Origin of the sequence: Cupriavidus cauae, from assembly GCF_008632125.1 — a bacterium.
GTDB classification, from domain to species: Bacteria; Pseudomonadota; Gammaproteobacteria; order Burkholderiales; family Burkholderiaceae; genus Cupriavidus; species Cupriavidus cauae.
Map to the genome: position 1 here is coordinate 74,043 of NZ_VWRN01000023.1, position 17,545 is coordinate 91,587.

Genomic DNA, 17,545 nt, shown 5'->3' on the forward strand with positions numbered 1-17,545 from the left:
CTGCCGCCACGGGCCGCAGGCAGGGTCGGAGGCAGCGCCGCAACGCAAAAAATTCGCCGAAGGGCTTTACAAGATACAAAGGTCCTGACATAATCTCGCTTTCTCTGCTGCACGGCAGTTCAAGCGCAGCGGCAGGGGTGGTTAGCTCAGCGGTAGAGCACTGCCTTCACACGGCAGGGGTCACAGGTTCAATCCCTGTACCACCCACCAGAACAGGAAAAGCCAGCCTTGCGCTGGCTTTTCTCATTTCCGGGGTCGGGGCGCACGATCCTGCGATTTCTGCCCCCCTTCTACCCTCTCCCCTGCAATCGGTCCGATGCCGCAATTTGCCATTGCGACCTGGACCCCGATCCTCACTTGACCGATGGGCCACGCAACGAAAGCCGTGGCACCGCGCGGTCCGCAGCGCCCAAATCGCCGGGTTACGGCACCCACCCCGGCAATTCCGCCGCCTGCCGTATCCAGTCGCCTACCTGCTTCTCGTCGATCTCGTCGGCTTCGTAAATGTCGAGATATCGGGTATTCGGGTCCTTCGATTCGCCGGGCGGCAGCGGGCGCAGCGACGATCCCTTGAAAAAGGCCACCTTCACGTATCGCGTGAAGCAATGGAAGCTGAGAAACCAGCCCTCCCCCTCCACGCCATAGAACGGCGAATTCCATTTCACTGCCTTGCGCACGTCCGGCACGGTGCGCACGATCAGCGCGTCGAGTCGTCGCCCGAGGTCGCGCTTCCAGCCGGGCATGGCAGCGATGTAGGCCTGCACCGGGCCATCGCCGTCGCGCTTCGGGATTTGAGGATTGCCGCCCGACAGCAGGACCGGCTTTCCGTCGGGCGGCGATTTTGCTGTGGGTTTCCCGGCCGCCTTTGCTGCCGGTTTCGCGGCCGGCTTCGCCGCGGCCTTCGCCGTGGTCTTCACCGCGGCCGTCACCTCGGTCTTCACGTCGATTTTCTCCCCGGCCTTCCCCGCTTTCGTGGATGTCTTGTTTGCCATCGTCTTCCCTCCCAGCGCGACGCGCGTCCGGCACTGAACCGGTCCGATCCTAGGTCAAACGTCTGCCCCCAACAACCCAGCGCCGCTCGAAGGTCCAGCGCCCCCCCCACCAATCGGGAATGGCGGCCACCGCGGCCTGCCTCTAAGATTGCCGCGCCCCGGTGCAATGCCAGGGCGCCATCCCGATAAAAAACAAAGACACCCTTCGAGAAATCCATGAACAAGACCCTGCTGATTGCCTCCCTGGCACTGGCGCTCGCCGCTTGCGGCGGTGGCGGCGGAGACGATGACGGCCCGGCTCCGCAGCCGGCCACCTCCCCTGCGGAAGGCCTGTACACGGGCAAGACTTCGGCGAACCAGGACATCGCCGGCCTCGTGCTCGACGATGGCACCTACTACATGATCTACACCTCGTTGGCGCCGGTATCGCTCGGCGTGGTCCAGGGCAAGCTGAATGCCGCCAATGGCAGCTTCATGTCAAACGACGGCAAGGATTTCAGCGTGTCGTCGCGCGGCATCTTCGACGTGGCGGTCAACGGCACCTACGCGACCAAGGGGAACCTGAACGGCACCGTCCGCTATCCGGCAACGGGCCAGACCGCGACCTTTACCAGCACCTACGACAAGAACTACGAACTGACGCCGTCGCTGGCGACGCTGGCCGGCACCTACACCGGTACGTCGGTGATTCCGGAGGGCGGCGAGTCGGCGACCATTACGGTGGCCGCTTCGGGCACGATCAGCGGCGCGGGCGCGTCCGGCTGCCGCATCGAAGGCGTGGCCAAGCCGCGCGCGCGTGGCAACGCCTACGACATCACCGTGACGTTCGGTCCGTCGCCGTGCGCCCGTCCGGGGCAGAAGATGAGCGGCGTCGCGTATTACAGCGCGGAAGACCGCGGCCTGATCGCCGCCGGCACGACTTCGGACCGGTCGGCGGGCGTGCTGTTTGTGGGTACGCGATAACGTGATGACACGCCATGCCGCCGCCATATGCCGTGGCGGCATGGCATACGCCGTGGGACGCAAGCCGTCCCAAATGGACGCCGTTAAACTTTGTGTCGCCGCTTTTTAAGTGTCCGCTCGGTTTTCCGATAGCCCGATTGCGACCGTACCGCCACACTGGCCACCGTTTCAGACCTCAACCAAGACGAGCGATCGTGACCAGATCCGGCTATTTCCCTCCAGCGCTGATCCTGCGCGTCAATGCAAAGCTCCGAGACTCGTCGTATCGACCGAGTCCGGTTCCGCCAATACTCCTTCCCTACGTCAGGACGATCCGCGCCATGACGGAACACGATATCAATCGGAGCTTTGAACAGGCGCAAGCCATGGTCGACGAGGACACCAGCCGTGGCGGAAATTGACCCGAGAGCGCCAAGCCCGCGTGGGCAATACAGCTACGTGTTCGGCAAGCTGGTCGAAGATGGCAGCGACCTTGTCGGCATGGGACCGGGTAACCTGACCAAACAACTGATAGAAAGACTGCTAGGGACTGGCTGAGGCAAACCCGTCCGGGAGGCCCGCACTACCGTCAAACAGCTGCCGGTGATCCCACCCTGCCGGTCACCTGATCGATCGCCCCGATCACCTCCGGCACGTCCGGCACCACGCCTTCATTGCCGATGGACACCGCCCGGCCGGGCTCCGAAATGCCGAAGTGCTCGCGCGACGTCGCGGTGAACAGCATCACCGACGGCTTGCCCAGTGCATGGGCGAGGTGGACGAAGCCGGTGTCGGTGCCGATCACCAGGTCCGCGGCGGCGACGCGCTGCGCGCATTCGGTGATCGTCATCTTCGGCAGTACCTCGGCGTCCGGGATGCCGCGCGCCAGCACTTCGGATTGCTCCTTTTCCGCCGGCGAGCCCCAGGGCAGTTGCACGCGGTACCCGCGGGCGGTCAGTTCGCGGCCGACCGCGATCCAGCGTTCGGGCGGCCATTTCTTGATCTCGAGCGAGGTCGCGTGGAACAGCATCGCGCGCGGTACGCCGTCGGTATTGAGCGGCGCGGCCGGAGCCGGGATGCGCAGTTCGTAGTGTTCCTTCGGGTCGAGTTCGTAGCCAAGCGCCTTGGCGCAGACCAGGCGCATCTTGTGGCGGGCGGTGGCGTCGCCGTGCGGCGCGAAGATGTCGGTGTAGAACATCTCGGCGCGGGCTTCGCCCAGGTGTTTGGCGGCGTAGCCGAAGCGGCGGCGCGTGCGGGCCAACCAGCCGACGATGGCACTCTTGTAGACGCCATGCACGTCCAGCACCACGTCGTACTTTTCACGGCGCAGTTCGCGCACCGCGGCGAGGATCGCGCGCAGGTCCTTCCATTGCTTCGACTTCTTGTAGCCGCGCAGCGGGGGCGAAATCACGCGGTCGACGCCGACCGTCCAGCGGGGAATATCGGCGCAGGAGGCGTCGGCGACCCAGTCGATCTTGGCCTCGGGATAGGCGTGCCGCAGATCCCAGATCAGCGGCAGCGTGTGTGCCATATCGCCGAGGGAGGTGATCTTGATAACCAGGATGCGCTTCATGGGTGCAGGAACGGGCCTTCGCCGCGGGGCTGAGTTTTGCGAAGGCCGTAGTATGCACCAGAGGCTGGCGGGTCAACGTTTCGGGACGTAACGGGGAAATTGGACCTGGGGGAAGGCGAGCGGCTGCCCTCTCCCCCGGCCCCTCTCCCGCGGGCGGGAGAGGGGAGAACGACATCGGCAAGACCGGGCCGAACCGGCCAGGCCAACCAGGTCAGGCCCAGCCCACCCAAGCCGAGCCCACCCAAGCCGAGCCCGCCCAAACCAGCTAGCCCGGCCCGCCACCCAGGCAGCCAGACGAATCCGACGAGACAGTCCGGCCAGACGAGCCGAGGGGCCCGTCCGGCGCCATCTCACCGCACCTTGCCCTCCTTCCAGGCCTGCAGCAGCTTCTCATAGGCGATCGTCTCGCCCTTCGGCTTCTCGTTGGCCAGCTTCTTCCACGGCGCGTGCTCGTCCGACAGCCACTTGGCCGCATCGCCCTTGGGGTTGAGCTTCGGCGCGCAGGTCGCCATGCCCGCGCGCTGCAGCCGCGCCATCACCTGATCCATCTCCTCGGCCAGGCTGTCCATCGCGGCCTGCGGGGTCTTCTCGCCGGTCACCGCCGTGGCAACGTTCTTCCACCACAGCTGCGCGAGCTTCGGATAGTCTGGGACGTTGGTGCCGGTCGGCGTCCACGCCACGCGTGCCGGGCTGCGGTAGAACTCGATCAGCCCGCCATACTTGGCCGCGTTCTTGGTCAGGTACTCGTGGTTGATGTCGCTGTCGCGGATGAACGTCAGCCCGGTCAGCGACTTCTTCAGCGACACGGTCTTCGAGGTCACGAACTGCGCGTAGAGCCACGCGCCCGCCAGGCGGTTCGGATCGGTCTTCTTGAAGAAGGTCCACGAGCCCACGTCCTGGTAGCCGTTCTGCATGCCCTGCTTCCAGTACGGGCCATACGGCGACGGCGCCATGCGCCACTTCGGCGAGCCGTCCGCGTTGACCACCGGCAGCCCCTTCTTGGTCATGTCGGCGGTGAAGGCGGTGTACCAGAAGATCTGCTGCGCGACCTGCCCCTGCGCCGGCACCGGGCCGGCCTCGGAGAAGGTCATGCCCATCGCCTGCGGCGGCGCGTACTTCTTCATCCAGTCGACGTACTTGGTCAGCGCGTAGACCGCCGCCGGGCTGTTGGTGGCGCCGCCGCGCGCGACCGAGGCGCCGACCGGCGTGCACTTGTCCGCGGCCACGCGGATGCCCCACTCGTCGACCGGCATGCCGTTGGGCAGTCCCTTGTCGGCGGTGCCGGCCATCGACAGCCAGGCATCGGTGAAGCGCCAGCCCAGCGACGGATCCTTCTTGCCATAGTCCATATGGCCGTAGACCTTCTTGCCGTCGATCTCCTTGACGTCGTTGGTGAAGAAGTTGGCGATGTCCTCGTAAGCGGACCAGTTGGTCGGCACGCCCAGGTCATAGCCGTACTTGGCCTTGAACTTCTCCTGCAGGTCCTTGCGTGCGAACCAGTCGGCGCGGAACCAGTAGAGGTTGGCGAACTGCTGGTCCGGCAGCTGATACAGCTTGCCGTCCGGCGCGGTGGTGAACTTGGTGCCGATAAAGTCCTTGATGTCGAGATCCGGATTGGTGAATTCCTTGCCGGCGCCGTTCATGTAGTCGGTCAGCGGCAGGATCGCGCCGTAGCGATAGTGCGTGCCGATCAGGTCCGAATCGGAGATCCAGCCGTCGTAGATCGACTTGCCCGACTGCATCGACGTCTGCAGCTTCTCGACCACGTCGCCTTCCTGGATCAGGTCGTGATTGACCTTGATGCCGGTGATCTCCTCGAAGGCGCGCGCCAGCGTCTTGGCCTCGTACTCGTGCGTGGTGATGGTCTCGGACACCACGTTGACCTGCGTCACGCCCTTGGCCTTGAGCTTGGCGGCCGCGTCGATGAACCACTTCATCTCGGCCAGCTGCTTGTCCTTGGCCAGCGACGAGGGCTGGAATTCGTTGTCGATCCACTTCTTCGCCTCGGCCTCTCCCGCCCAGGCGGCATGGCCGCAGGCGAGCGCGGCGGCCACCGCCACCAGCTTCACCGCAAGCCTTGCCCGTTGCTTCAGCGCTGTCATCGATGTCTCCTCGAATGGTCCTTCCCGATAGCGTTGCGGGTCGCGGCCGGGGAAGGATTGAGCCGCGCTACCTGCGAATACCAACCAAAATCACCCAAATCACCCAAATCACCCAAGCACCCAATGCACCTCTGAACCTCGGCAATACAAGCCGGACATCCGCCCGGAAAACCCGCCCGCGGGCTCACCCCTTGCGCATCACCAGCGCCAGCACCGCCATCGACACCACAAAGCTGATCCACACCGACGGCTCCTCCGGCAGCGAGAACCAGTTCATCATCGCCTCGCCGAGGCCCACCCATGCAAGGTTGATCCACGCCGCGCACATCAGGCCGATGAACAGCCGGTCGCCGCGCGTGGTGGCGATCGGTAGCCAGCCCTTGCGCAGGCGCGTCGGCGAGCGCAGCTCCCAGATCGTCATGCCGATCAGCATCAGCACCACGCAGACGAAGAACACCGCGACCGGCGTGGTCCACACCATCCAGCCGAACATGGCCGTCGTTTCCATCGCCACCCCCGCTCAGACGCGGCCCATCGCGAAGCCCTTCGCGATGTAGTGCCGCACGAACCAGATCACGATGCCGCCGGGCACGATGGTCAGCACGCCCGCCGCGGCCAGCACGCCCCAGTCCATGCCCGACGCGGACACCGTGCGTGTCATCGTCGCCACGATCGGCTTGGCGTCGACCGAGGTCAGCGTGCGCGCCAGCAGCAGCTCGACCCAGCTGAACATGAAGCAGAAGAACGCCGCGACGCCGACGCCGGCCTTGATCAGCGGCAGGAAGATCGTCAGGAAGAAGCGCGGGAACGAATAGCCGTCGACATAGGCGGTCTCGTCGATCTCGCGCGGCACGCCGGACATGAAGCCCTCCAGGATCCACACCGCCAGCGGCACGTTGAACACCAGGTGCGCGAGCGCGACGCCAAGGTGCGTGTCCATCAGCCCGACGCTGGTATAGAGCTGGAAGAACGGCAGCAGGAACACCGCCGGCGGCGTCATCCGGTTGGTCAGCAGCCAGAAGAACACGTGCTTGTCGCCGATGAACTGGTAGCGCGAGAACGCATACGCGGCGGGCAGCGCCACGGTGACCGAAATCACGGTGTTCAGCGCGACATAGATCAGCGAGTTGATATAACCCGAGTACCAGGACGAATCGGTGAAGATGGTGCGGTAGTGCTCCAGCGTGAACTGCGCCGGCCACAGCGACAGCGTCGACAGGATCTCGTCGTTGGTCTTGAACGACATGTTGAGCATCCAGTAGATCGGCAGGATCGCAAAGAGCAGATAGACCAGCAGGAAGGCGGCGCGCCACCAGCCGCCGCGCGAGGCCGGGTCATGCATGGGGAACCTCCTCGGCGACCGTGCCCGCGCGCTGCATCCAGTTGTAGAGCACGAAACACAGCAGCAGGATGATCAGGAAATAGACGATCGAGAACGCCGCGGCCGGGCCGAGGTCGAACTGCCCCACCGCCTTCTGCGTCAGGTATTGCGACAGGAAGGTGGTGGCGTTGCCGGGGCCGCCGCCGGTCAGCACGAAGGGCTCGGTGTAGATCATGAAGCTGTCCATGAAGCGCAGCAGCACCGCGATCATCAGCACCCCGCGCAGCTTGGGCAGCTGGATATGGCGGAATACCGCCCAGCGCGAGGCGCCGTCGATCTGCGCGGCCTGGTAGTAGGCGTCGGGAATCGCGCGCAGGCCGGCGTAGCACAGCAGCCCGACCAGCGGCGTCCAGTGCCAGACGTCCATCACCAGCACCGTCAGCCACGCGTCCAGCGCGTTGCCGGTGTAGTTGTAATCGAAGCCCAGCCCCGCCAGCGCGGCGCCGAGCAGGCCGATGTCGGTGCGGCCGAAGATCTGCCAGATGGTGCCGACCACGTTCCACGGAATCAGCAGCGACAGCGCCACGATCACCAGCACGGCCGACGCCTTCCAGCCGCGCGCCGGCATCGACAGCGCCAGCAGGATGCCCAGCGGAATCTCGACCAGCAGCACCGCCAGCGAGAACCCCAGCTGCCGCAGCAGCGCGTCGTGCAGTTCGCCGTCGCGCAGCACCGCGCGGAACCATTCGGTGCCGACGAACACGCGCCGCTCCGGCGAGATGATGTCCTGCACCGAGTAGTTGACGATGGTCATCAAGGGCAGGATCGCCGAGAACGCGACGCAGACGACCACCGGCAACACCAGCAGCCACGCCTTCTGGTTGATCGGCTTCATCGGACCAGCTCCTCGTCGACGTAATAGCAGGTATGGCGGTGGAAGACCGAGAACCACGCGGTCTCCCCGGGCCGCAGCGCGGCGGCCTCGTCGCCGAGCCGGGCGCGCAGCAGCGGGGAACCATCGGCGCCAACGATGCCATTGGCGCCAACGATGCCATCGGTTCCCTCGACGCCTGCGCCGCCAGCGTGGTCCTGCAGCCGCGCGGCCGCGATCCAGTAGGTGCCGATGTCCTGCGCGCGCTCGATCACCGCGGGCACCGCCTGTTCGTCGTCGGGCCGGGCGAGGCGCAGGTATTCGGGCCGCACGCCGATCTTGAACGCGCCGGCCGCCTGCAGCCGCTGCGCGATGGCCTCGTCCGCCGGCGGCGCATAGCGTCGTCCGGCCAGTTCGATCCAGCCGTCGCGCCAGCGCGCCGGCAGGAAGTTCATGCCGGGGGAGCCGATGAAATGCCCCACGAACGTATGCGCGGGCCGCTCGAACAGCGCGTCCGCGGTGCCGACCTGCACCGCCTTGCCGCGCGACATCACCACCACCTGGTCGGCGAAGGTCAGCGCCTCGGTCTGGTCGTGCGTGACGTAGATCAGCGTCAGATGGAATTCGCGGTGGATCTGCTTGAGCTTGCGCCGCAGCTGCCATTTGAGGTGCGGGTCGATCACCGTCAACGGCTCGTCGAACAGGATTGCGGCGACATCGTGCCGCACCAGCCCGCGCCCCAGCGAGATCTTCTGCTTGGCATCGGCCGACAGCCCGCTGGCCTGGCGGTCGAGCACGGCCGACAGGTCCAGCATCTCGGCCACCTGCCCCACCCGCTCGCGCACCTGGGCCGCCGGCACGCCGCGGTTGCGCAGCGGGAAGGCCAGGTTCTGCCCGACGGTCATGGTGTCGTAGATCACCGGGAACTGGAACACCTGCGCGATATTGCGCGCCTGCGGCGAGTCGCCGGTGACGTCGCGCCCGTCGAACGACACGGTGCCCTGCGACGGCCGCAGCAGCCCCGAGATGCAATTCAGCAGCGTGGTCTTGCCGCAGCCCGACGGCCCGAGCAACGCATAGGCGCCGCCGTCGTCGAAGGTAAAGCGCAGCGGCAACAGCGCATAGTCCTCGTCGCTGCGCGGATTGGGCCCGTAGGCGTGGGCCAGGTCCAGGTCGATGCGGGCCATGGCCTCAGTTCCCCTGCCCGTTGCCGCGCCGCAGATGCTGGCGGCGCGGTGCGCGAACGCAGCGGCCCTGCGCATCGAACAGATAGAGCTGGGACGGATCGAGCCGCAGCGTCACCGTCTCGCCGAGCGCCAGTTCCAGCACGCCGGGCACCTGTGCCACCAGGTTGCCGACCGCGGTGTCGACGTGCACGAAGGTATCGGAGCCGGACAGCTCGGCCAGCGCGACGCGACCCGGCAGCGGCACGCCTTCGCGCGCGCGCGGCACGCCGACGGCGAGCTCGTCGTGCCGGTCGGAGACGCCATCGAGCCACAGCGTGCCGGCGCGCACGCCGACGGTGACCGGCCCGGCATAGCCTTGCAGCGCATCGCCGGCACGATCGGCGGGGCCGCCGACGGCGCCGTTGCCGCTAATGGCGCTGCTGATGGCGCCGTCATCTGGCCGCAGCGCCACCTCGATGCCGTCCGGCAGATGCACGGCGCCGTCGCGCCATTCGCCCGCGATCAGGTTCATCGGCGGATCGCTGAACGCGCGCGCCACGCGCAGCGAGTCGGGATAGTGGAAGACCTCGGCCGTCGGCCCGTATTGCAGCAGCTCGCCGGCATCGAGCACCGCGGTATGGCCGCCGAGCAGCAGCGCCTCGGCCGGCTCGGTGGTCGCGTAGATCACGGTGGCGTCGCCCTGCGCGAACAGCTGGGCCAGTTCCTCCCGCAGTTCCTCGCGCAGCTTGTAGTCGAGGTTGACCAGCGGCTCGTCCAGCAGCATCAGCGGCGCGCCCTTGGCCAGCGCCCGCGCCAGCGCAACGCGCTGCTGCTGGCCGCCGGACAGCTCGGCGGGATGGCGCTCGAGCAGATGGTCGATATGCAGCCGCGCGGCCAGCGCCCGCACCTGCCGGTCGATCTCCGCCGCCCCGCGCAGCCGCAGCGGCGAGGCGATGTTGTCGAACACGGTCAGCGACGGGTAATTGATGAACTGCTGGTAGACCATCGACACATTGCGCTGGCGTACCGGCATGCCGGTCACGTCTGCGTCGTCGACCAGCACGCGCCCCGCGCTGGGGCGGTCGAGCCCGGCCATCACCCGCATCAGCGATGTCTTGCCCGCCTGCGTCGCCCCGAGCAGGATCGTCACCGCGCCCGGGACCGGCGCCAGCGACATCGGATAGAGATGGACCTGCGAACCTGCCTGCTGCGCGATGCCTTCCAGTCTGAGCTGCATCCGGTCTCCGTCAGGGTTCTGCTGCCCGGCGCGCGGCATCGTTCGGCCCGAAGGAAGGTCGCGGGATCAGCGGACACAGAACGGGACGCAAAAGGGAACACCGGCGCGCATCGATTGCTTGCTTGCTCGTTTTAGTAAAGAAGCGAACAAAAAACAATAGTGCAATGCGTCATTTGTTTTCGTTTTTGTTTGAACTAGAATCCCGGCATGACGCTCAATCCCCGCCAGACCGCTCTTCTGGAAGAAGTCCGCAGCCAGGGTTTCGCCTCCATCGAAGAGCTAGCACGCAAGTTCGGCGTGACCCTGCAAACGGTCCGGCGCGACGTCAATCTGCTGGCGGAGAACGGCATGCTGGCGCGCTTTCACGGCGGCGTGCGGATGGATGGCTCGACCACCGAGAACATCGCCTATCGCCAGCGCCAGTTGCTCAATGCCGAAGGCAAGGCGCGCATTGCGCGCGCGGTGGCCGCCGCGGTGCCCGAGGGCTGTTCGCTGATCCTGAACATCGGCACCACGGTCGAGGAGATCGCCCGCGCGCTGGTGCATCACCGCGGCCTGCGCGTGATCACCAACAACCTGCACGTCGCCAATATCCTGGCCGACAACCAGGACTGCGAGGTCATCGTCGCGGGCGGCGTGCTGCGTTCGCGCGACCGCGGCATCGTCGGCGAGGCCACGGTCGAGTTCATCGGCCAGTTCAAGGTCGATATCGGGCTGATCGGCATCTCGGGGATCGAGGCCGACGGCACGCTGCGCGATTTCGATTTCCGCGAGGTCAAGGTCGCGCGCACGATCATCGAGCATTCGCGCGAGGTCTGGCTGGCCGCGGACGCCAGCAAATTCAACCGGCAGGCGATGGTCGAGCTGGCGCACCTGTCGCAGATCGACCGGCTCTTCACCGACGAGCCCTTGCGGGCGCCGTTCGAGCAGATCGTTGCGGACAGCGGGGTGAAGTGTGTGGTGGCGGCGGAATAAGGCCGGAGCCCGGCCTGCGCCCTGCCCCTCTTCCGCTCGGGGGAGAGGGGCAGGGCCGTGCTTACTTGAAGACGACCGTCTTGTGCCCGTTCAGCAGGATGCGATGTTCCGCATGCCACTTGACCGCGCGGGCCAGCGCCACGCATTCGACGTCGCGGCCGACCGCGGTCAGCTGGTCCGGGTCCATGCTGTGGTCCACGCGCTCGATCTCCTGCTCGATGATCGGGCCCTCGTCGAGGTCGGCGGTCACGTAGTGGGCCGTCGCGCCGATCAGCTTGACCCCGCGATCATGCGCCTGGTAGTAGGGCTTGGCGCCCTTGAAGCTGGGCAGGAAGGAGTGGTGGATATTGATCGCGCGGCCCTCGAGCTTGCGGCACAGGTCGTTCGACAGCACCTGCATGTAGCGCGCCAGCACGACCAGGTCGATCTTCTGGTCCTGCACCACCTCGAACACCTTGGCCTCCTGCGCCGCCTTCTGTTCGGCCGATGCGTTCATCAGCGGCAGATGGAAGAACGGAATGTCGTAGGACGCGGCCAGCTGGTAGAAATCGCGGTGGTTCGACACGATCGCGGCGATCTCGACCGGCAGTTGCCCGCTCTTGGCGCGGAACAGCAGGTCGTTCAGACAATGGCCGATGCGCGACACCATGATCATCACGCGCGGCTTGATCGCGGCATCGAACAGCTCCCACTGCATCGAGAACTGCTCGCCGACCGGCGCGAACGCGCTCTTGAGCGTGCCCAGCTCCGGACCGCCCGGGGCCGCGGTGAAATGCACGCGCATGAAGAAGCGGCCGGTGTACTCGTCACCGTACTGGTCCGAATCGACGATATTGCAGCCGTGCTGGAACAGCAGTCCCGAAACGGCGTGCACGATGCCCGGCTGATCGGGGCACGAAATGGTCAGAATAAAGCCTGGATTGCTCATCGTTGGTGTTCTCTGGAGGGGGCGCGTCCGGCGGGCCGGCCGCCTTGCAGGGCCTCGTACGGGGTCCGGTACGGCGAGATCGCGCTAGGCGGCGAAGCCCGGTACCGGCGGCGCCCAGCCGCGCCGGCGCAGCGCACAGAGCGTCACCAGCGTGGCATCGAGCGTCATCGCGCCATCCGCCATGATAGCAAGGGCGGCGTCCGCACCCACCAGCCGGTGCTCGGCGACCTCGCCGTCGCGGTTGTGCGGCACGAAGTCGGCGGGCAGTTCCAGGTCGTACAGATAGACCGTTTCCCACTGCACGCCCTCGTCGATTTCGCGCAGCACCTGCACCTCGCCATGGGCCTGCGCCTGGGCCGCGAGCCACGGCGCAATGCCCGATTCCTCGTCGCATTCGCGCACCAGCGTCGCCAGCGGGTCGCTGCCGTGGGGCATGCCGCCGGCGACCAGGTTGTCCCACATGCCGGGATCGACCGCCTTGCTCTCGCTTCGCCGGGCGATCCACAGCGCGCGCTGCCCGGCCACGATGCCGTTCATGTGCGAAGCGAAGGTCAGCAGCCCGAAATAGCGCGCGGCGGCGCGTTCGATCGTCGCGAAGGCCGGGTGAGCAAGCGCCGGCGTGACCGCGAACGGCTCGTCGCGCCAGCCGCGCAGCAGGTTATGCGCGGCCAGCCGGCGGGCCAGCCTGGCCAGTGCCGCGCTGCGGGCCTCGAAGCCCTGCACGTCCGGCAACAACGCGACCGCGTCCGCGCTCTCGGCGCCCAGCACGGCGAAGTCGATGCCCTCCGCTCCTTCGAGCTTGCGCAGCGTCCGCGCATGCCGGCGCGGCAGCCAGCCGACCTGCCGGCCCTCCACGGTCAGCCGCAGATGCTGCGCGGGATCGAAGCGCGAGCGCGCGGCGAGGTTGGCCGCGAGCCTGGTGACGAGGTCCGCGGCGACGTCGGCGGCAATGTGTTGGGCAAGGTCGAGGGAATCGGACATCGGCATATTGGCGCCCGGCAAGGGCGTTCTCCGTACGGGTCCCGGTACGAAACCACGGAATCATTGAAATCGAAATCAGCAGGATGGCAGCCATGACCGACAGCACGACGCCAGCGCGCGGCGAATACATCCTGGCGCTCGACCAGGGCACCAGCAGTTCGCGGGCAATCCTGTTCGATCATGCCGGCAATGTGGTGCGGATCGCCCAGCGCGAGTTCCGGCAATATTATCCGCAGCCCGGCCATGTCGAGCACGATCCCTACGAGATCTGGCAATCGCAGCTGGCGGTCGCGCACGAGGTGCTGAACGGCGCCGGCGTGTCGGCCGCCCAGATCCGCGCAATCGGCATCACCAACCAGCGCGAGACGGCGGTGCTGTGGGACCGCCGCACCGGCGAGCCGGTCGGCCGCGCGCTGGTCTGGCAGGACCGCCGCACCGCGCCGATGTGCGAGGCGCTGCAGCGCGACGGCCATGGCGAGCGCTTCCGCGCGAAGACCGGCCTGGTCATCGACGCCTATTTCTCCGGCACCAAGCTGCGCTGGATGCTCGACCACTACGACGGCGCGCGCGAGCGCGCGGCACGCGGCGAGCTGGCCTTCGGCACCGTCGACAGCTGGCTGATCTGGCAGCTGACCGATGGCGCGCGCCATGTCACCGACGTCTCCAACGCGTCGCGGACGATGCTGTTCAACATCCACGAATTCCGCTGGGACGACGAACTGCTGGCGCTGCTCGACATTCCGCGCAGCCTGCTGCCCGACGTGGTGCCGTCCAGCGGCGAGGTCGCGCGTACCTCGCAACGCGTGTTCGGCGCCGAACTGCCGATCGCCGGCATCGCGGGCGACCAGCAGGCGGCCACGTTCGGGCAGGCCTGCCTGTCGCCGGGCATGGCCAAGAACACCTATGGCACCGGCTGCTTCCTGCTGATGAACACCGGCTCGGCGCCGGTGGTCTCGCAGAACCGGCTGCTGACGACGATCGGCTGGCAGCTTGGCGCGGGCTCCGGCGGCACGGCACAAGGCACGACACAAGGCTCGGCGCAAGCCAGCACCCAATACTGCCTCGAAGGCGGCGTCTTCATGGGCGGCGCGACGATCCAGTGGCTGCGCGACGGCCTGCAGATCATCCAGAGCGCGCCCGAGGTCGAGCCGCTGGCGCGGCAATGCGACGACACCGGCGGCGTGGTGCTGGTCCCCGCCTTCGCCGGCCTCGGCGCGCCGCACTGGGACGCGTTTGCGCGCGGCACGCTGATCGGCATCACGCGCGGCACCGGTCGTCCGCAGATCGCGCGCGCCGCGCTCGAGGCGATCGCGCTGCAAAGCGTCGACGTGCTGGATGCCATGCAGAAGGACGCCGGCATCGCGCTGGCCGAGCTGCGCGTCGATGGCGGCGCCTCGCGCAGCGACCTGCTGATGCAGATGCAGGCCGATCTGCTGGGCACCGCGGTCGTGCGTCCGCGCGTCACCGAAACCACCGCGCTGGGCGCGGCCTATCTGGCGGGCCTTGCCTGCGGCTTCTGGCGCGACCAGCAGGAACTGGCCAGCCAATGGCAGATCGAACAGCGTTTCGAGCCGCGGCTGTCGGCCGATGCACGCGAGAGCCAGCTCGCGCGCTGGCATCGCGCGGTGGAGCGCGCGCGGGACTGGGCGCGGGACGATGGGGCATCAGCCAGTGCCTCGCCGGCCGGCTGAGCGCGTTGCCTCGATACGCCAACAACGCCATCAAGCGCCAATAACCACCGACAGCCGCCGACAGCCGCCGACAGCCGCCGATAGCCGCCCATAACCGACCGCCTCCGACGCCCCGCCGACGATCCCCGCAATCCGCCGACGCGCCGAAGAACCGCCACCACCGACCCGATTCGCACCGCTCTTCCTTGCCATGCAGACACCCAACCCTACCCTGCCCCCGGATCGCGCGGCGCTGATCGCCACGCTGGAGCGCGAGCGCCGCTGGGACGTGATCGTGATCGGCGGCGGCGCAACCGGGCTCGGCACGGCCGTCGATGCCGCCGCGCGCGGCTATCGCACGCTGCTGCTGGAGGCCGCCGACTTCGCCAAGGGCACCTCGAGCAAGGCCACCAAGCTCGTACACGGCGGCGTGCGCTACCTGGCCCAGGGCAATATCGGGCTGGTGCGCGAGGCCCTGCAGGAGCGCGGCATGCTGGCGCGCAACGCGCCGCATCTGGTGTGGCCGCTCGGCTTCGTGGTGCCCGCCTATCAGCTGTTCGACCAGCCCTTCTACGGCATCGGCCTGAAGGTCTACGACATGCTGGCCGGCAGCCGCAACCTGATGGACAGCCGCTGGCTGAACCACCAGGAGGCGCTGGCCGCGGCGCCGACGCTGGCCGAGCATGTCGGCGGCCGCCCGCTGCGCGGCGCGAACCTGTATTTCGACGGGCAGTTCGACGACGCACGCCTGGCGATCGCCCTGATGCGGACGCTGTTCGATCTGGGCGGCATCGCGCTGAACTATGCCCGCGTGAGCGGGCTCGTGATGCAGGCCGGCGTGGTCGGCGGTGTTACCGTGCGCGACGAGCTCGGCGACGCCGAACTGACGCTGCATGCCGAGTGCGTGATCAATGCCACCGGCGTCTGGGTCGACGCGGTGCGGCGCATGGAGGACGAGCGCGCGCAGATGATGGTGGCGCCCAGCCAGGGCGTGCACCTGACGCTGCCGCGCAGCTTCCTGCCGGGCGATCGCGCGATCCTGGTGCCCAAGACCGACGACGGCCGCGTGCTGTTCCTGGTGCCCTGGAACGGCCACACGATCGTCGGCACCACCGACACGCCGCGCCGCGACCTGCCGCTGGAGCCGCGCGCCGAGGACGACGACGTCGACTTCATCCTCGAGACGGCGGCGCGCTATCTGTCGCGCGACCCCACTCGCGCCGATGTCACCAGTGTCTGGGCCGGACTGCGCCCGCTGGTCAAGGCGACCGGCGAAAGCTCGACCGCCTCGCTGTCGCGCGAACACACCATCGTGGTATCGAAAGCGGGCCTGATCACGGTGACCGGCGGCAAATGGACCACCTATCGCAAGATGGCCGAGGACGTGGTGGACACCGCGATTCGTCGCCAGATGCTGCGCGCCGCGCCCTGCGTGACCGCCGACCTGCCGCTGCATGGCGCCGGCGCGTGGGCCGGCCAGCAGGCCAACCTGAACGCGCCGGACCGCTACTATGGCGGCGACCTCGGTCTGCTGCGCAGCCTGCCGGGCGCGGACAACGTGATCGCGCCGGAATCGGGCCTGACCGAAGCGCATGTCCGCTTCGCCGCGCGCTACGAACTGGCGCGCAAGGTCGAGGACGTGGTGGCGCGCCGCAACCGGCTGCTGTTCCTCGATGCCCGCGCCGCCGAGGCCGCGGCCCCCCGCGTGGCCGCGATCCTCGCGCAAGAGCTGGGCCACGATGCCGCCTGGCAGCAGGCGGAGATCGACAGCCTGCGCAGCCTCGCGGCAAGCTACCGGCTCGATGGCGGCGCGGGACGTTGAGCGGGACGTTGCGCTTCATGTGCCGGCGCCCCTTCAACGATTGCCTCTTACCGCTTCGCTGCAGGAACCAACCGATATGGCCATGCCCTTCCCCCGTCCGTCCTTTTCCCTTCGCCGCGCCGCGCTGATGCCCTGCGCCGCGCTGATTGCGGCGGTCTCCTTCACCGCGCCGGCACAGGCCCGCCCCGGCATCGATGGCGTACGCTTCGACCCGCCGGTCACCGTGCGCTATCGCTGCGACGAAGGCAAACAGCTGACCGCACGCTATTTCAACAGCCCCGACAACCAGATTGCGATCCTGCGGCTCGACGGCAAGCCGCTGCTGTTCGTCACCGTGCTGAGCGCGTCCGGCGCGCGCTATGCGCATGGCCAGCATGTCTGGTGGACCAGGGGCGACGACGCGATGCTGCAGGACATCACGCAGGGCGAAAACGCGCCTCCCGTCTACGCGAATTGCCACGCGCAGCGATAAGCGCGCCGCGCCAGACGCGCGGAGGGTGGGCGCGGCCATGGTGTCCGAGCGATAATGCGGGTCATCGAATCAGGGAGAACACCATGGACGAGATAGACGATCTGTCCGATCTGCCGATGCCCCGCTTCATCTGGGGCTTCGCCATCGCCACCGGCAAGGGGGGCGAAGTGATGCACGACGAATTCGAGTATCTGACGCATACCCGCAGCCCGCGCTTCACCTGCCGCGTGGTGGAGCTCGAGGACATGCCCACCGAGAGCGACGAGTCCGGCATCGACGGCCGCATCGTCCACTACGACGATCCCGCACGCCTGTTCTACATCACCGATGCCGGCATGGCGCTGGTCAATTTCGAGCTGTTCGACAAGCTGCCCGACCGCCAGAAGCTGAAGAAGGTCTGCGACGAGGCCATCCGCAACTGGATGATCCGCCGCGACTTCCTCGACAGCGAGGATGACGAGGATTGAGCCGCAAACCCGCCGAAAACGGGCCG

At 67.4% G+C, this 17,545-nt stretch carries 16 protein-coding genes and 1 tRNA gene; 7 read left to right on the plus strand and 10 right to left on the minus strand.

Annotated features, from left to right (window positions below; translation table 11 throughout):
* Window positions 1-135 precede the first annotated feature (135 nt).
* Window positions 136-210: transfer RNA gene (locus F1599_RS07490), tRNA-Val, on the plus strand.
* Between the two features lie 212 nt (window positions 211-422).
* Here the strand turns inward: F1599_RS07490 and F1599_RS07495 are convergent.
* Complete coding sequence (locus tag F1599_RS07495) at window positions 423-992, minus strand: DUF1801 domain-containing protein (RefSeq protein ID WP_190286324.1); 570 nt, start codon at window positions 990-992, stop codon at window positions 423-425.
* Between the two features lie 216 nt (window positions 993-1,208).
* Between F1599_RS07495 and F1599_RS07500 the strand changes: the two genes are divergently transcribed.
* On the plus strand, window positions 1,209-1,955 hold the full coding sequence (locus F1599_RS07500; protein ID WP_150082659.1) for a hypothetical protein: 747 nt from the start codon (window positions 1,209-1,211) through the stop codon (window positions 1,953-1,955).
* Between the two features lie 568 nt (window positions 1,956-2,523).
* Here F1599_RS07500 and waaC read toward each other — a convergent pair.
* The 7 genes from waaC to F1599_RS07535 form a co-directional block, all read right to left on the minus strand.
* Window positions 2,524-3,507 (minus strand): lipopolysaccharide heptosyltransferase I, encoded by a 984-nt coding sequence (gene waaC / locus F1599_RS07505; protein WP_150082660.1) that lies wholly within the window; start codon window positions 3,505-3,507, stop codon window positions 2,524-2,526.
* 350 nt (window positions 3,508-3,857) lie between these two features.
* The gene (locus tag F1599_RS07510) at window positions 3,858-5,609 is read right to left on the minus strand and encodes an ABC transporter substrate-binding protein (RefSeq protein ID WP_223819522.1); all 1,752 of its coding nucleotides are present in this window, start codon (window positions 5,607-5,609) and stop codon (window positions 3,858-3,860) included.
* A gap of 184 nt (window positions 5,610-5,793) precedes the next feature.
* Entirely contained in the window at window positions 5,794-6,102 is a 309-nt protein-coding gene (locus tag F1599_RS07515; RefSeq protein ID WP_006576489.1) for a DUF2160 domain-containing protein, read from the minus strand.
* A gap of 27 nt (window positions 6,103-6,129) precedes the next feature.
* Entirely contained in the window at window positions 6,130-6,951 is an 822-nt protein-coding gene (locus tag F1599_RS07520; RefSeq protein ID WP_149319796.1) for a carbohydrate ABC transporter permease, read from the minus strand.
* The gene (locus tag F1599_RS07525; RefSeq protein ID WP_023265145.1) at window positions 6,944-7,825 is read right to left on the minus strand and encodes a carbohydrate ABC transporter permease; all 882 of its coding nucleotides are present in this window, start codon (window positions 7,823-7,825) and stop codon (window positions 6,944-6,946) included. The genes F1599_RS07520 and F1599_RS07525 overlap by 8 nt, the downstream gene beginning before the upstream one ends.
* Window positions 7,822-8,988, minus strand: coding sequence for an ABC transporter ATP-binding protein (locus tag F1599_RS07530; RefSeq protein WP_150082661.1), 1,167 nt, complete (start codon window positions 8,986-8,988; stop codon window positions 7,822-7,824). Before F1599_RS07530 ends, F1599_RS07525 begins: the two co-directional genes overlap by 4 nt.
* Before the next feature lie 4 nt (window positions 8,989-8,992).
* The gene (locus F1599_RS07535) at window positions 8,993-10,204 is read right to left on the minus strand and encodes an ABC transporter ATP-binding protein (RefSeq protein ID WP_150082662.1); all 1,212 of its coding nucleotides are present in this window, start codon (window positions 10,202-10,204) and stop codon (window positions 8,993-8,995) included.
* Between the two features lie 207 nt (window positions 10,205-10,411).
* Between F1599_RS07535 and F1599_RS07540 the strand changes: the two genes are divergently transcribed.
* Window positions 10,412-11,179, plus strand: coding sequence for a DeoR/GlpR family DNA-binding transcription regulator (locus tag F1599_RS07540; RefSeq protein WP_150082663.1), 768 nt, complete (start codon window positions 10,412-10,414; stop codon window positions 11,177-11,179).
* A gap of 61 nt (window positions 11,180-11,240) precedes the next feature.
* Here F1599_RS07540 and purU read toward each other — a convergent pair whose 3' ends face one another.
* Complete coding sequence (purU, locus tag F1599_RS07545; RefSeq protein WP_149319792.1) at window positions 11,241-12,107, minus strand: formyltetrahydrofolate deformylase; 867 nt, start codon at window positions 12,105-12,107, stop codon at window positions 11,241-11,243.
* 84 nt (window positions 12,108-12,191) lie between these two features.
* Entirely contained in the window at window positions 12,192-13,088 is an 897-nt protein-coding gene (locus F1599_RS07550) for an NUDIX hydrolase (protein ID WP_150082664.1), read from the minus strand.
* A 92-nt stretch (window positions 13,089-13,180) separates the two neighbouring features.
* Here F1599_RS07550 and glpK point away from each other — a divergent pair, with 92 nt between their 5' ends.
* The 4 genes from glpK (at window position 13,181) to F1599_RS07570 (ending at window position 17,519) form a co-directional block, all read left to right on the plus strand.
* Window positions 13,181-14,779 carry a glycerol kinase GlpK gene (gene glpK, locus F1599_RS07555; RefSeq protein WP_150082665.1) on the plus strand — a complete coding sequence of 533 codons (1,599 nt, stop codon included), beginning with the start codon at window positions 13,181-13,183 and terminating at the stop codon, window positions 14,777-14,779.
* Window positions 14,780-14,969: 190 nt separating this feature from the next.
* Entirely contained in the window at window positions 14,970-16,580 is a 1,611-nt protein-coding gene (locus F1599_RS07560; protein WP_150082666.1) for a glycerol-3-phosphate dehydrogenase/oxidase, read from the plus strand.
* A gap of 82 nt (window positions 16,581-16,662) precedes the next feature.
* Complete coding sequence (locus tag F1599_RS07565; RefSeq protein ID WP_190286325.1) at window positions 16,663-17,052, plus strand: MliC family protein; 390 nt, start codon at window positions 16,663-16,665, stop codon at window positions 17,050-17,052.
* Between the two features lie 83 nt (window positions 17,053-17,135).
* Window positions 17,136-17,519 (plus strand): hypothetical protein, encoded by a 384-nt coding sequence (locus tag F1599_RS07570; protein ID WP_053822121.1) that lies wholly within the window; start codon window positions 17,136-17,138, stop codon window positions 17,517-17,519.
* Window positions 17,520-17,545 lie beyond the last annotated feature (26 nt).

Bases quoted from the DNA above. Each gene is read 5' to 3' on its own strand.
- F1599_RS07495 (WP_190286324.1), bottom strand. From the start codon at position 992: ATGGCAAACAAGACATCCACGAAAGCGGGGAAGGCCGGGGAGAAAATC.
- F1599_RS07500 (WP_150082659.1), top strand. From the start codon at position 1,209: ATGAACAAGACCCTGCTGATTGCCTCCCTGGCACTGGCGCTCGCCGCT.
- waaC (WP_150082660.1), bottom strand. From the start codon at position 3,507: ATGAAGCGCATCCTGGTTATCAAGATCACCTCCCTCGGCGATATGGCA.
- F1599_RS07510 (WP_223819522.1), bottom strand. From the start codon at position 5,609: ATGACAGCGCTGAAGCAACGGGCAAGGCTTGCGGTGAAGCTGGTGGCG.
- F1599_RS07515 (WP_006576489.1), bottom strand. From the start codon at position 6,102: ATGTTCGGCTGGATGGTGTGGACCACGCCGGTCGCGGTGTTCTTCGTC.
- F1599_RS07520 (WP_149319796.1), bottom strand. From the start codon at position 6,951: ATGCATGACCCGGCCTCGCGCGGCGGCTGGTGGCGCGCCGCCTTCCTG.
- F1599_RS07525 (WP_023265145.1), bottom strand. From the start codon at position 7,825: ATGAAGCCGATCAACCAGAAGGCGTGGCTGCTGGTGTTGCCGGTGGTC.
- F1599_RS07530 (WP_150082661.1), bottom strand. From the start codon at position 8,988: ATGGCCCGCATCGACCTGGACCTGGCCCACGCCTACGGGCCCAATCCG.
- F1599_RS07535 (WP_150082662.1), bottom strand. From the start codon at position 10,204: ATGCAGCTCAGACTGGAAGGCATCGCGCAGCAGGCAGGTTCGCAGGTC.
- F1599_RS07540 (WP_150082663.1), top strand. From the start codon at position 10,412: ATGACGCTCAATCCCCGCCAGACCGCTCTTCTGGAAGAAGTCCGCAGC.
- purU (WP_149319792.1), bottom strand. From the start codon at position 12,107: ATGAGCAATCCAGGCTTTATTCTGACCATTTCGTGCCCCGATCAGCCG.
- F1599_RS07550 (WP_150082664.1), bottom strand. From the start codon at position 13,088: ATGTCCGATTCCCTCGACCTTGCCCAACACATTGCCGCCGACGTCGCC.
- glpK (WP_150082665.1), top strand. From the start codon at position 13,181: ATGACCGACAGCACGACGCCAGCGCGCGGCGAATACATCCTGGCGCTC.
- F1599_RS07560 (WP_150082666.1), top strand. From the start codon at position 14,970: ATGCAGACACCCAACCCTACCCTGCCCCCGGATCGCGCGGCGCTGATC.
- F1599_RS07565 (WP_190286325.1), top strand. From the start codon at position 16,663: ATGCCCTTCCCCCGTCCGTCCTTTTCCCTTCGCCGCGCCGCGCTGATG.
- F1599_RS07570 (WP_053822121.1), top strand. From the start codon at position 17,136: ATGGACGAGATAGACGATCTGTCCGATCTGCCGATGCCCCGCTTCATC.